Source organism: Mycolicibacterium gadium, assembly GCF_010728925.1.
Lineage (GTDB): Bacteria > Actinomycetota > Actinomycetes > Mycobacteriales > Mycobacteriaceae > Mycobacterium > Mycobacterium gadium.
This window is the reverse complement of record NZ_AP022608.1, coordinates 834864-848269: the sequence shown is the minus strand read 5'-3', so window position 1 is coordinate 848269 and position 13406 is coordinate 834864. Positions and strand designations below refer to the sequence as shown.

The 13406-nt window shown below is 66.9% G+C and carries 15 protein-coding genes; 5 read left to right on the top strand and 10 right to left on the bottom strand.

The window, feature by feature from the left end; genetic code table 11:
- Positions 1–4 precede the first annotated feature (4 nt).
- The 7 genes from G6N36_RS04075 to G6N36_RS04045 form a co-directional block, all read right to left on the bottom strand.
- Positions 5–1411, bottom strand: coding sequence for an HNH endonuclease signature motif containing protein (locus G6N36_RS04075; protein WP_163685169.1), 1407 nt, complete (start codon positions 1409–1411; stop codon positions 5–7).
- 96 nt (positions 1412–1507) lie between these two features.
- A complete protein-coding gene (locus G6N36_RS04070; protein WP_163685167.1) occupies positions 1508–2263 on the bottom strand; it encodes an enoyl-CoA hydratase/isomerase family protein in 756 nt (251 codons plus the stop codon).
- Positions 2264–2280: 17 nt separating this feature from the next.
- The gene (locus tag G6N36_RS04065) at positions 2281–2724 is read right to left on the bottom strand and encodes a TIGR03618 family F420-dependent PPOX class oxidoreductase (protein ID WP_163685165.1); all 444 of its coding nucleotides are present in this window, start codon (positions 2722–2724) and stop codon (positions 2281–2283) included.
- Positions 2725–2730: 6 nt separating this feature from the next.
- Positions 2731–3447, bottom strand: a complete 717-nt coding sequence (locus G6N36_RS04060) for an EthD domain-containing protein (protein WP_163685163.1) — start codon at positions 3445–3447, stop codon at positions 2731–2733.
- Between the two features lie 26 nt (positions 3448–3473).
- Positions 3474–3845, bottom strand: coding sequence for a thiocyanate hydrolase (locus G6N36_RS04055; protein ID WP_163685161.1), 372 nt, complete (start codon positions 3843–3845; stop codon positions 3474–3476).
- On the bottom strand, positions 3842–4507 hold the full coding sequence (gene scnC / locus G6N36_RS04050; protein WP_163690383.1) for a thiocyanate hydrolase subunit gamma: 666 nt from the start codon (positions 4505–4507) through the stop codon (positions 3842–3844). The genes G6N36_RS04055 and scnC overlap by 4 nt, the downstream gene beginning before the upstream one ends.
- A gap of 77 nt (positions 4508–4584) precedes the next feature.
- Positions 4585–5421, bottom strand: coding sequence for an SH3-like domain-containing protein (locus tag G6N36_RS04045; protein WP_163685158.1), 837 nt, complete (start codon positions 5419–5421; stop codon positions 4585–4587).
- Between the two features lie 380 nt (positions 5422–5801).
- On the opposite strand from G6N36_RS04045, the gene G6N36_RS04040 reads away from it, so the two are divergent.
- The gene (locus G6N36_RS04040; RefSeq protein WP_163685156.1) at positions 5802–7793 is read left to right on the top strand and encodes an FUSC family protein; all 1992 of its coding nucleotides are present in this window, start codon (positions 5802–5804) and stop codon (positions 7791–7793) included.
- On the opposite strand, the gene G6N36_RS04035 is transcribed toward G6N36_RS04040, so the two are convergent.
- Positions 7765–8391, bottom strand: coding sequence for a PaaI family thioesterase (locus G6N36_RS04035; protein WP_163685155.1), 627 nt, complete (start codon positions 8389–8391; stop codon positions 7765–7767). The genes G6N36_RS04040 and G6N36_RS04035 overlap by 29 nt on opposite strands.
- Before the next feature lie 59 nt (positions 8392–8450).
- Positions 8451–9005, bottom strand: a complete 555-nt coding sequence (locus G6N36_RS04030) for a TetR/AcrR family transcriptional regulator (protein ID WP_163685153.1) — start codon at positions 9003–9005, stop codon at positions 8451–8453.
- A 76-nt stretch (positions 9006–9081) separates the two neighbouring features.
- Here G6N36_RS04030 and G6N36_RS04025 point away from each other — a divergent pair, with 76 nt between their 5' ends.
- The gene (locus G6N36_RS04025; RefSeq protein WP_163685151.1) at positions 9082–9900 is read left to right on the top strand and encodes an alpha/beta fold hydrolase; all 819 of its coding nucleotides are present in this window, start codon (positions 9082–9084) and stop codon (positions 9898–9900) included.
- Here G6N36_RS04025 and G6N36_RS04020 read toward each other — a convergent pair.
- On the bottom strand, positions 9884–10582 hold the full coding sequence (locus tag G6N36_RS04020) for a DUF5701 family protein (RefSeq protein ID WP_197746600.1): 699 nt from the start codon (positions 10580–10582) through the stop codon (positions 9884–9886). The genes G6N36_RS04025 and G6N36_RS04020 overlap by 17 nt on opposite strands.
- On the opposite strand from G6N36_RS04020, the gene G6N36_RS04015 reads away from it, so the two are divergent.
- From G6N36_RS04015 to G6N36_RS04005, 3 genes are read left to right on the top strand one after another with little or no spacing between them, the layout of a single operon-like run.
- The gene (locus G6N36_RS04015; protein WP_163685148.1) at positions 10581–11252 is read left to right on the top strand and encodes a GntR family transcriptional regulator; all 672 of its coding nucleotides are present in this window, start codon (positions 10581–10583) and stop codon (positions 11250–11252) included. The two genes, G6N36_RS04020 and G6N36_RS04015, sit on opposite strands and share 2 nt — an antisense overlap.
- Positions 11253–11309: 57 nt before the next feature.
- Complete coding sequence (locus G6N36_RS04010; RefSeq protein WP_163685146.1) at positions 11310–12716, top strand: allophanate hydrolase; 1407 nt, start codon at positions 11310–11312, stop codon at positions 12714–12716.
- Positions 12713–13405 carry a cysteine hydrolase family protein gene (locus G6N36_RS04005; RefSeq protein WP_163685144.1) on the top strand — a complete coding sequence of 231 codons (693 nt, stop codon included), beginning with the start codon at positions 12713–12715 and terminating at the stop codon, positions 13403–13405. Before G6N36_RS04010 ends, G6N36_RS04005 begins: the two co-directional genes overlap by 4 nt.
- Position 13406: the final 1 nt, after the last annotated feature.

The window sequence follows — 13406 nt, the reverse complement described above, 5'->3', positions numbered from 1 at the left end:
GACCTTAGGGTCCGCGTTCGTTGTTGCCGTCGTCCTTGTCTGGTGGTCGGAGGAGTAGTTCGGGGCGGTGGTGGTAGTTGATGCGGGTTTGGCCCGTGTCCAGTGCGGGTGGTGGGTGCCACTCGGCGTCGCCGTGGTCGTTGATGGTGGTGGTCCACCCGTTGTCCTTGTCGACGAGGCGGTTGTCCGGTCCACACGCCAGGGTCATCTCGTTGACGTTGGAGTTGCCGCCGTCGGCCCAATCCTGCAGGGCGTGATGCACCTGCGCTCCGTAGGCCGGCACCGCGCAGCACGGTTTGGTGCAGCCCCCGTCGCGCGCGATCAGCATGATCCGCTGCGCCGGCGACGCGGTCCGTTTGGCGCGGAACAGGTCCAGGGCTTGCCCGGTGGCGTTGTCGAACACCGCCAGCCAGTGGTGGGCGTGGGCGGCCAGGCGGATCACATCCTTGATCGGTAGGAGGCTGCCACCGCCGGTGGTACCCACGCCCGCGCGGGATTCGAGGTCGTGCAGGGTGGTGCGGATGATGATCGAGGTCGGCAACCCGTTGTGCTGACCCAACTCGCCCGACTCCAACGCGTTGCGCCCGATCGCGATCAGGGCGTCGTGTTGGCGTTGGGCCAGGGTGCGGTGATCGGTGTCGATCTGTTCCTGTGAGGGGGTGCCGCTGACGCAGGGGTGGTCGTCGTCGGGGTTGCACATGCCGGGGGCGGCCCATTTGGCGAAGATGGGTTCGAGCACCGCCCACGCTTCCGGCGTCAGATCGCCCTTGATGGCGACCATGCCGTCACGGCCCTGCGGACCACAGATAAAGCCGCGCTTCCGCTGGCGTTCGGTGTCGTCGGGTTCCGGACCATCCTGATCCAAGAGGAACAGCATGGTGGTGGCGGCCCTGCCCAGTTCGTAGGGGCCGACACCGACCGCGATGCGCACCAAGTCTTCTTCGATCTGTTCGCGGGTCGCAGCATCAACCCAGCCGGGAATCCGACCCATGGCGTCGCGGATCTTCTCCACATGCTCGCCGGTGATCTGCCCCGCGGCCTGCGCGGCGGCTGCGGCGGCCAGCACCGGCGCCAACGGTTCGCCGGTCAACGCCCGCCGCGGCCCGAGTACCTCGGCTTCGGCCAGGCGGCGGTTGGCCTCGGTCGCCGAGATCCGCCACCGGATGCGCAGTACGTCTTTCCAGTTCTTGGCACCCAACTCCTTGGGTGTGGTCTCGACCTGCAGCCGGGCCAGCGCGCGATGCCACTGCGCGGGCAGCTGGCACGACAGCGTCTCCAACTCGTCGAGCACGTCGAGCAGTTCGCGGTGGGTGAGCATGTCCAGGTCGCAGCCGGCCAGCGATTCGTGGGCGGACCGCAGTGCGGCCATCGCCACCTGAACCGGAGTCGCCAACATGATTCGAACATACATTCGACCACCGACAGCAGAATCCGGAATGTGACAACAGAAACTAAAGTGACAGAGGAGATTTCAGCCGCGAACGACCGCGGCGGTTTCGGCCGACGCCTACTGACCCTTGCCGGTGAAATCCGCCAGCGCGGCGGCATTGGCAGCCGCGCCCATCAGGACCGCGAAGTGCCCGTTCTCTCTTTCCGTCGCCGCGGCGATGCCCTCGCGGGTCGGCGCGATGATCGTCTGCTTGACGGCCATGAGACTCGAAATCGGCCGGGAGGCAAGGATTTCGGCATGACGGCGAGCCTCGGGTAACAGATCGTCGGGCTCGCAGACCTTCCAGACCAACCCCATCGCCTGCGCCTCCTCGGCACCGACCCATTCCGAGGACAGCAACAGCCATGCGGCGTTCTGCCGGCCCATCAACCGTGGCAACAGGTACGACGACGCCGCCTCCGGCGCCACGCCGAGGCTGGTGAAGGGGGTCTTCAGGCGTGCGGCCGAGGACATGAACGCCAGATCCGCATAACCGAGGATCGTCGCGCCGATGCCCACCCCCACTCCGTTCACCGCAATGATCAACGGTTTGGGGAAGTCTGCGAGCGCCTCGATCATCGTCGAGAAGTGGCTGCCCTTCTCGTTGAACTCGGGATCGGTGATGCGCCTCTGCATTTCGTTGAGGTCGTTGCCGGCGCTGAATGCCCGCCCGGCACCCGTCAGCAACACCACGGCGACTTCCGGATCGGCGGCGGCCTCGTTCAGCGCGGTCGCGGTGGCGAAGTACAGCTCCTCGTTGAACGCGTTGAGGACGTCGGGCCGATTGAGCGTCAGCGTCCGCACCCGCTGGTCGTCGGCAATCTCGAGAATCACGCGAGTGAGCGTATGCGCTAACCGTTGCTGTACACCCGGGTGGGTGCGATTAGGACGACGGTCCTGCGCTGCTCGGCCATCACGCGGTCGTATTCGTCCCAATCATCGTGTGTTCCACCGGCGGCGGTGAACACCTCGCGCAACAGCAGCCGAAGCTGTTCGGTATCGGCGAGCCAGCCTTGCGGATCGTCGGGTCCCACCAACTCGGCGGTGCCCTCCACCGTGGCCCACTGCCATCCCTTACGGAACGTGACCGCCAGTTGTGGACGTGCGCGCAGGTTCGCCAGTTTGACTTTGCCGTAGGTGACGAAGCCCAGGGCCGGCTGCCCCGTCGCGGGATGGGTGAGCACACCGACGTTGACCAGTGACGCCTGGACCGTGGCGTCGGCGCGCACGCTCGAGACCACAGCGAGGCCGCTGTCGTCGGCCGCAAGGGCGAAGGCTTCCTCCAGTGTGGGCATCTGACCTCACCCGATCCGGTTGTCGGTGACGAACGGCGTTCGGTAAACGTAGCGGCTCGTCGGCACGGTGTCGACGTTGCGGTTCGCGCCGAATGCCGAGGTGCTGGCCACCATTCGGTCCATCCGGCGGCTCAGTTCGGCGTCGTCGGGAGCGCCGAAGAACGCGTGCAGATCGCTTATCGCCGCTTCGGGAAAGAGCTCTTCGACGATCGCGTCGATCGGCGGGGCGTCCGGAGTCAAGGCGCGCACCACCGCGTTCTGGGTGTAACCGAACGTGGACTGCGTTTCGATGGCCACCGGGGTGTGGTCGATGTGCCAGCGCCGCAGCCAGGTCGCCTCGTCCAAGTCCTCAGGCCTGCGCAGCAGCGCGATGTTCGCGAAGCCGTCCGTTCGCGCGCCGGCTGCGGTGGCGGGCGGCGGCAACGGCACCGATTCCGTGACCAGATAAGCGGCGACCTCGTCCGCCTCGGACGCCAGCCGGGACAACGCCGCAGTCACCGGCTCGGCGTACGACTGATGCGCCCATAGGGTGACGAACCCGACGACCGGCGGCTCCAGCGTCGTCAACGTCATGATCGAGTTGCGCACGACGCCGTCCCGCACATTGACCGTCAGTCCAGGCAATCCGAGCTCGAGCAGGTCCGCAACGACGTCGGTCCGCATCCTCGTGCACCATGCGTCATCCGCATCCGCGCGCCGAAGCGCGATGATCACCTTCTCCACCGGTCGAACCTACCGCGAGGACGTGGTCAGGCTTCCAGCCTCGCCCGGATGCTCGCCAGCCGCTGTTTGAGTTCGGCCTCGTCGATGACGCCTCGGCTCACCAGAGAGTGCGCCAGCGACATCAGCTGGTTCTCGGGATACGGCAGATTGGAGTACAGCGTCGCCGATAGCGCGTCCTCCTCGTCACGGCGCTGCTTGAAATCAGGGATGTTCTCGTCACACGAGGCGCGGTCCAAAGCGTCGCACATGCCGTCCAGACTCGACTTCCACGGTGGCACAGGATTTTCGACGCCCCACTTGGCGGCCATCCGGTACCAGACCTGATCGCGCTCGACGATCTCCTCCAGCGGTGCGATCCGGGATGACCCGATCGACGCGGGACCGTCGGCGGCGTTCATCCGGCGTTGCCCGGATGAATCGCGGGGCGGGTGTCGACGATCATGTTGGTCGTGACCCCCGCCTTCGGCAGGGCTACGCCGATCAGGCAGTCGCGGGTGATGATCTCGACGAGCTGATCCTCGGTCCAGCCCTCGGTGCCCTCGGGCTGCAAGGGCATCACCATGAATCGGTGCTTCTGGTTGGAATCCTGGACATGGACCGTGATGTCGTCCGGCAGGTACAGCCCGAACTCCGCCAGCACCTGCCTGGGCCAGCGGACCAGACGCCGACGATAGTTGGGGGTACGGTACCACTCCGGTGAGTTGCCGAGTATCGGTCTCGGATAGCACGAGCACAGCGCGCAGACGATGACGTTGTGCACCGTAGGGGTGTCCGCGAGGATCTGGAATGCGGTGAAGTCGCTCGGCGTGCCCCAGCCGGTGGGATGCAGCCAATCGACGCCGACCTCCTTGCTCGCCGTCATCGGTTCGGCAAGAGCGAGTTCCTTGAACGCCGGATCGAGCCACGCCTTGGCCACCAGGCGCGCGGCGGGAGTCGGCCCGATCTGCTCGGCGAACTCGGTCATCAAGCGGTGCTCCACGGCCGTGAAGATGCCCTTCTCGATGCACAGTTCGCGAAGTGCGATCTCCAGAACCTCGAAGTCGGTGATCTCGTCGACCATCGGCGCGACGGTCCGGTCGTGGTCGTGGTCGTGGTCGTGACCGTGGTCAGACAAATCGAAATCCCTTCTGTCAGAGTCTATTTGGCGGCGTCGAGCCAGTGTTCGGGTATCTCGGTCGATATGACGTCGTGGTCGGTTCCGGTGTAGCCGTACCAGAGGTCGGCCATGTTGAACCTGACGACGTAGAACCACTCCGGCTTTGCGGGGCGATCCCAGGTTTCGTCCTCGGCTGCCGGGCTCTCGTAGGCGACGGCCTCGATTTCGCCGGTCGCACCGCGCACGTATTCAGGGGTGCGCGTGTAGAAGATCACCGGGAGTTCGCGGACCACGACCGGGTCACCGACCTTGAACCTGGGCGTCCCGGCCTGACCGGAATAGCACTGCGGATCGCCCTTCCCGTTCGCCTCTTCGGCGTGCTCGTTGCGCTTGACGTGCGACCCGTCGCCCTCGGACTTCGGTTTGGCCTCCAGCGTCTTGCCCTCGAGCCCACCGGCGTAGCGCTGTTGGACCTCGGCCATCCGCTCGCTCAACTCGGTCAGCCCGATGTGGTGCTTCTCCACCAGAACGCGAGCGACAGCGAGCAACCAGCGGCCGTAGTACGGCAGGCCGAGATACTCCGCGCGCCCGACGTCGACGTTGCCGATGCGCCGTCGCTCCTCCGACAGCCAGATCCCGCGCCAGCCCAGCACCTCGCAGATGACGTACGTCATGTGTTCCCAGAGCTCGTACTGCTTGTTCTCGTATTTCATCGGCGCGTCCGGCTCGCCGCCGACGTCGTGGACGGGCTTGAGGTACGCGGTGATACGGCCGTGGTCAAGCATGTCCGGCGTCGGCGCATCGGGAAGTTCGGGGTATGCCGATTTGAGTCGGGACGTCAGTTCGAGTTGAGCCGCCCGCTCTGCTGCAGTACTCATCAAGTGCCCCTTCGTCGGCCGGACATGCCGGCACTCATTGCTGATCGGCGAATCTGAACGGTGGGCGGAATGCGGTGCGCCGAGCAAAATCCAGCAACGCCGTCGAACACGACAGCATCGTTGGGCATCGGCACCTCCGGCTGCTCTATAACCCAGGGCCGACTCTATCGGGCAAATTGAACTTATACAGCCAAATCGACCACGGACTCGGCTGTTGACGAATACGTAAATCCCTGTGGGTTCTTGCCATGTGCCGCAAGCTGTTTGGCGCCGGGCTCACCGAGCCTTATCACCCATCCCGAAAACGCCGCGCCGGCTTTGTCGCGCGACTCGCACCGAGTTCGGCCGTCGAGCGGCTTCGGTGACGTCAGAATGGGTGGATGACCACTGCCAGCCGGGTCTTCGAGGTGTTGAAGCCGCCCACGCCGGACCTCGGCGCGGTGGTTCGCAGCCTGCTCGGTGTCCTGGCGATGGCGATCCTCGCGCTGGCCATCGGCGGCGGTGCCGCCGCGGTGTGGACTGCCGCCGCCGGGGTGGTCTGTGGCGCGATCGCGCTGCAGGACAGCCCCGGCGGACGTGTGCAACTCGTCGTCATCGTGGCCTTGCAGATGGCCGGCGCCGTCCTCGTCGGTGCGTTGACGTCCGCCTACACCATCGTGTTCATCGTCGTCGTCGCGGTGTGGTGCCTGGCGGCCGGCATGCAGTGGGCGCTCGGGGGCCATGCTGGGCTCGTCGCCGCTGCGGGCACTGCGCTGTTGGTGATCGCACCTCCGAATGCGCCGTCGGTGACGTCGGTCGCCCTGTCCACGATCCTGACGATCGCGGCGGGCTGTGTGCAGGCGGCGCTCATCGCCGTCTGGCCTCCCCAGCGTTGGCGCACGCAGAGCGATGCGCTGGCGCTGGCGTACCGGTCCCTGGCCACCGAGGCGCGACGCATCAGCGCCGATCAAGACGAACCACCGGAGGAGGCGGCCCAGCTGACCGGGCTTCGCGACGCGTTCGCCGACACCCAGGCGACGAGGCGGCCCGAGGCTTACCACGGCGGCCATCGCCTACCCGAGCGGTTGATGGCAACACTGCTGGCGCTGCGTGGTGCCGGCACCGATGAACGCGAACGTGTCTCGCACATGCTGAACGACGCCGCGGTGGCGCTCGACGCGATCGCCGAGAACAAGCACAACGCACGACGCGAAGCCGAGCACGCCCTGGTCCGCGTCGACACCGTCGTGTCGGCCATGAAGGGGCCCGAAGCGGTAGCCGCGCAGCGGTTCTCGAAACAACTACAGCAAGCGGCCGAGTTCCGGTTTCCCGACCTCCTCCAACCGGTGGTGATCAGCCCGTTGCGGACCGCGCTCACCGAAGTCCGCAAGCACCTGACCTGGGCGTCGCCGATCCTGCGACATGCCGTGCGGCTATCGGCGGCCCTCGCGCTGGCCACCGCCGCCGACCGGTACGCCCCGATCGAGCACGGCCACTGGATCGCGCTCACCGTCCTGTTCGTCCTACGGCCCGAGACGGCGCACACCTACACCCGCTGCGTCGGCCGGGTCGCGGGTATCGCCGGTGGCATCATTCTCGCGTCGGTGATCACCACGATCTGGCAGCCGACAGGTGCGGCCGCCGCGGTGCTGACGGTGGGGTTTCTCGCGGTCACCTTCTGGGTGGTGCGATTCGGCTACCTCGCGGCGAGCGCGGGAGTTGCGACCGCGGTGGTGTTCCTGCTGGACATCGACGCCGCCGCGGCCGGCGCAACGGTGGAAGATCGGCTGTTCTCCGTCGTGATCGGCGGCGGGCTGGCGGTCATGGCGCACGTGGTACTGCCCGATGATGCGCTGACGCGGCTGCAGCAACGCGCCGGCGAATTGCTCAAGACCGAAATCGATTATGCGGCAACGGTGGTCAAGGCATTCGTCCATGAACTCGATCACCCTGCCGACGCCATGTCGGCCGCCTGGCAGCGCGCGTTCCGGGCGCGGGCCGCGTTCGAAGCCGCGTCCGGCGCGGCGCGGATGGATTCGCGGGATCTACGTCGGTGGCTGCGCTCCTATCGCACCGCGCTCAACGCGGTCACCAGCGCGTGCACGTCGCTCGAGCGCAGCCTGCCGATGCAGTCGCCCGACAAGCTGACTCCCGATTTCATCGCCGCGGTCGACGATTACGTCGAGGCGCTGCGGGGCGCGCCGCCGAATCCCGCTCTGCCGTGGACCGTCGACGACGCCGCGCTGACGGCCGCGGATACGCAGGTGCGCCAGCAGGCGGTGCTGCTGCCAGGTGACAACGGGGCGGCGCGGGTACTGGTCTCCGAGATCGGGGCCATCACGCGCAGCCTCGTCGGCATCGTGCCTAGCCGCGAGCCCACTTCGGCTGTATGAAGATGCCTTCGGCCTCCACGGTGATGCCGTCCTCGTCGGCGAGGTGGCCCGCGGCATAGGCCTTGAACCCGTCGGTCCGGGTGATCCTCGCCTCGGCGTGTAGCTCGCCGAGGCGGGTGGGCCGCAGATAGCGCAGCGTGATGGTGCCGGTGAAGCGTGGCGTTTCCTCGTTGGCCGCCACCTCACCGAGCACATGGTCGAGGACAAGCGCGGACACTCCACCGTGCACATGTCCGGGCGGCCCTTCGTACGCCGCCCCCAGGTGAAAGTCGGTGAACACCCCGCCATCGTCGTCGCGCTGGATCTGCAACGGAGGCGCGATCGGATTGCGGATCCCGATCACCGGATTTCCCCATGCCATGCGATCGCCGCCCGTGGTGAAGCGCACGCCGAAGGGACCCTCGCATTGGCGGGACCGCAGCCGCGCCGTCGCCGCGCCGATCTCGGCCGTCACCTCGCCCACGGTGTCGGCGTCGACCTCGGTACGGATCGTCGCGTCGATGAGCTCGCGGACCGCGGCAGCAAGGGGCTCGTATACGGCGCGCATGCGTTCGACCTCCGCCGAGGACACATCGCCGATGTCGGTGTACTGCACCACCCGTGCACTAGAACACGTTCTAGTGAAGGTTGTCGAGTCGCCCCGCGAGGAGTGGCGCTTCACCCGACGAGATCAGCGAGCGCCGCGCGGGCGGCGGCGACACGGCGTCCCCGTTCGAGTTCGATCAACGCGCACTCCGCCGTCGCGGCAACCCACAGTCGCGCCGCCTCCCGAGGTTGGGCGCTGCCGAGCGCCGCGAAATCGGCAGCCACGACGTCGATATTCATCCGGTTGCGTCGCGTCACCTCGTCGGCGATGGGGAGATGGCCGCGCGCCTCCAGCAACAACGCCTTCACGCCACGATCGCGAAGACAGGCGTCGAGGTAGGTGTCCGCGGCGGCAGCCAGGCGGTCCCGACCCGGTTCCAGATCGGCGATGACGGCCGCCACCTCCTCGAAGAGCACGTCGTGAAAGCGGCGGTGCAGTGCGACCAGATAGGACACCCGATCCCGAAAGTGGTGGAAGAACGTGCCTTTCGACACGCCTGCCGCCGCCACGACGGCGTTGACGCTCAGCCCCTCGAGCCCGAGGTCCTCGGCGAGCACCAAACCCGTCTCGATCAGGTTCGCGCGTGTCTGCTGGGCCGCAGCCACCCGCTTGTTGGCCACTTCCACGCTGCCTCCCTTGCCAGGACGTCGACTTCGGCCTAGTGTAATTGACCGACCACCCGGTCAATGAAAGGTCCCACCGATGCCCACTCAGCACACATCACTGGGAACCGTCTCCTACACCGATGAGGGTTCGGGTCCTCCGATCCTGCTGTTACACGCGGCGCTTCACGACCGCAGCGACTTCGACACCGTGCGCGCGGACCTCGGCCGAGGCCGTCGTGTGCTCACCCTCGATTGGCCGGGTCACGGCGAGTCTCCCCTGCCGCCTGCGCCCCTGCGCGCAGTTCAACTCGGCGACCTGCTGGTTGAATTCGCCGACGGTCTCGAGCTGGACAATCTCGTCGTCATCGGCAACTCCGTCGGCGGATACGCCGCATGCCGGCTCGCGCTCGAGCGCGCAGAACGGGTTTCGGGTGTGGTCCTCGTCAACACCGGGGGTTTCACGCCGCACAGCGTCGTCACCCGTGCGCTCTGCGCTGCGATGGGGCGCACAGCCGTCATCAAGGCCGTGTTCGGCGTCTTCGTCCGCGCATACATGCAGCCGAAGACCCCGGCGGACAAGGCGGTCACCCGCCGCGTCGTCGGCCGGGCGAAAACCGCCGATGGCGCGAAAACCGCTGCGGCACTGTGGAGGAGCTTCGTCGAGCCCGGCCACGACCTGCGGGGGCGTGCCGCCAAGATCGCCGCACCGGTACTGATCACGTGGGGCGCCAAGGATCCGAGCGCCCCGATGCGTTGGGGCAGGAAGGTCGCCGAGGCCATTCCCGGATCGACGTTCGAAGCGTTTCCGACGGGACACGTCGTGTTCTCGTCGGAGCCGGCGGCCTGGCTCGGTTCGGTGCTGCCGTTCGTCGACGCCGCGCACGGCGTCCGGTCGGACGTCAGCCGTCGACACTGACCCTGCGGCCCGCCGATCCGAAGCCGAGCCAGGTGTGCCGATTGCCCGCCCAGCACCAGCCGACCTTGGGTGCGTCGCGGTTCGCCTTGCCGTCGCGGCCGGTGCCGTTACTGATCCACAGCGCGGGGGTCCTGGCGTCCACGGCGCCGGAGGGCTTGGTGAGGCGGGACCCGATCGTCATGAAGCAGTGCCCCCGCTTCAGCGCATCCGGCTGCTGCAGCAGCCAGTGCACGCCCTCGGTGAGCGTCAGCGGCGTCCGTCCGGCATCGACGATCCCGGGCAGCGCCTCGTCGGGGCTCCAGTTGGCCATGGCATCACCGCGATCGAGGTCGAACACCAGATACAGCGGCGCGTCGGGCACGTCGGCCGCCGGGATCGGGGTGAAATCGTCGACGTCGGTCATGTCGCTGACCACGAAACCCGGCTTGCCCGCCCGGCGGAGCAGAGGCGTCAGCGCCGACGCAGGCGCGAGGTCGTGATGAACGGCCAGGATCGCTCCAGACCCGAAGACGTGACGGGCCGCCGCCCGGACCCGATCGGCGGGCAGGCCCGCGATCCGGTGAACTCCGCATTCGATCAGTCGTTCGGCCTGCTCAGGGATGCTTGGCAGGGTTGCGGCGAGCGTCGGCACCTGCCCACAACGAAGCGAACCCGGCGAGAAGTTCCTACGATTGACCGCCATGGCTGCGCCACGGGTCGACAACGCGCGCGGCGCGCTGCCCGCCACGCTCGTTGAATTAGCCCAACACCGCCTGCGCGACGCCATCCTCAGCGGGGCCCTGGCACCCGGTGAGAAGGTCGTCGAGGAGCAACTGTGTGCCGACCTCGGAATCAGCAGGGCGCCCCTGCGAGAGGCGTTGCGGTTGCTCGCCCAACAAGGTCTGGTGGAACACTTCCCGCGCCGGGGCTCGCGGGTGGCGGACTGGTCACCCACCGACATCCTTCAGCTGTTCGCGCTGCGTCACGTCCTTGAATGCCACGCCATCGAAACCGCACTGCCGCTCGCGGATCCCGAAGCGGCCCTGCAGCCCGTCCGCGCGGCGTTGGACGCCATGCGCACCGCGACCGACGAGTTGGATCGCGACGACGCGCATCGTGCGTTTCATGCCGCGGTCGTCGGGCTTGCGTGCAATCGGCAACTCGACATCGCACTCGAGCCGGTCTTGCTCAAACTGCAATTGCCGATGGCGATCAACATGCGGGCCGAGGCGCACCACCGCGACGCACGAGACGGTCTCGATCGGCATCGGGCCATCGTCACCGCACTCGCCACCAACGATCAATCGGTCGTCATCACCGCGCTGCGCGAGCACGGGCAATTCGACTATCTCGGCTCGCGACTGCAGCGCTAACACAAACGACACACGCCTGACCCGCGATCGCCACGATTCTGTCGACAATCGACAGTCATGGCTGACGTCGCGCACGGCCCGTCCATCGGACCTTCGGTGGCCGAGATCCTCGCATCGCACGCATCCGGGACCGGTTGCCCGACCAAGACCGCCGCCCGGGTCGCCGACGCCATCGCCGCGCGCGGTGATGACGGCACCTGGTTGTCCACCGTGCCGCGCGAACAGCTGCTCGCCGCTGCCGAGAAGATCGAAAAGCGTCCCGGCGCAAGGACTTTGCCTCTCTACGGGGTGCCCTTCGGGGTCAAGGACAGCATCGATGTCGAGGGAGTCACGACCACGTTGGCGTGCCCCGACTACGCCTACGTCGCGACGACAACGGCACCGGCGGTGCAACACTTGCTCGACGCGGGCGCGCTCTATGTCGGCAAGACCAACCTCGACCAGTTCGCTACCGGACTGAACGGCACCCGTACCCCGTACACGATTCCGCGCAGTGTGTACGGCGGCGATTTGATCTCCGGCGGGTCGAGTTCGGGCTCGGCGCTGGCCGTCGCGTTGGGACAGGTGCCGTTCGCCGTCGCCACCGACACCGCGGGGTCCGGACGTGTCCCGGCCGCGCTCAACGGCGTCGTCGGGTTCAAACCTTCGCGCGGTCTGATCAGCACGGTCGGCCTTGTCCCGGCTTGCAAGTCGCTGGACTGCATCAGCCTGATGGCCGGATCGATCGACGACGTCGACCGCGTTTTCGACGTGGTGGTCGGCCGCGACGACCGCGATGCCTGGTCGCGAGACCGGGGCGTGGGCTACCGCGGTGCGCAAATCCGCGTCGGACTGCCACCACCGGAAGATCTGGAATTCTTCGGCGACGCGGTCATGCGCGATGCACACATGTCGTTCCGGGCGCAGGTGTCTCGCACGTGCACCGCCGTCGATGTTCCGCTGGAGCCGTTCCTGGCGGCCGGCGCTCTGCTGTATCAAGGTCCGTGGGTCGCCGAACGTCTGGTGGAGTTCGGAGATTTCCTTGCTGCGCAACCGGATTCCATCCACCCGGTGGTGCGGTCGATCCTGCAGGGCGGGCGGAAGTACACGGCGGTCGAGACTTTCGCGGCGCTGCAGCAGCTGGCCGATCTCAAAGCTTCGGTAGCGCGGTTGTGGCAGTCGATGGACGTGCTGGTCCTGCCGACGATCGGTACGACGTTCACCGTCGATGAGGTACTCGAGGCGCCCATCGACTGCAACACCATGCTGGGCCACTACACGCATTTCGGGAATCTGCTCGATCTGCTCGGCGTCGCGATTCCGTTGGGGACCACCCCGGACGGCCGTCCCTACAGCGCAATGCTGCTCGGCGCCGCCCAGACCGACGACACGGTTCTCCAACTCGCGGCGAAGCTGCTCGACGAACCGCGTGCACCGTCGTACTCCACATCCATCGATCCCGTCGCCGCCGAGGAGCACGTATGAGCCAGTCCGTAGAGGTCACCGCGGAACCGTCGCCGTTCGCGATCATCGCCGGTAAGACGGCGCTGATCGTCATAGACATGCAGCGGGATTTCCTGTTGCCCGGGGGCTTTGGGGAAAGCCTCGGCAACGATGTCGGCCAGCTGCAAAAGGTCGTACCACCACTGGCGACGTTGATCGCGGCGGCCCGGTCGGCGGGGATCATGGTGATCCACACCCGCGAGGGGCACCGCCCAGATCTGTCGGATTGTCCACCGGCCAAATTGAACCGCGGAGCGCCGTCGAAGCGAATCGGCGACCCGGGCACATACGGGCGCATCCTGATTCGGGGCGAATACGGGCACGACATCGTCGACGAGCTCGCCCCCATCGACGGTGAGCTCGTCATCGACAAGCCGGGTAAGGGCGCGTTCTACGCCACCGACCTGCAAGACGTGCTCGCCACCGCGGGTATCACGCAGTTGCTGATCACCGGGGTCACCACCGAGGTCTGCGTACACACCACCACCCGAGAGGCCAACGACCGCGGCTACGAATGCCTTGTCGTATCCGATTGTGTGGGTTCGTATTTCCTCGAATTTCAACGCGTCGGCCTGGAGATGATCAAGGCCCAGGGCGGCATCTTCGGCTGGCTTGCAGACACCGCCGCGATTGTTCCCGCGTTGCAGACACTGACCGCCACGGCCGCCTGAA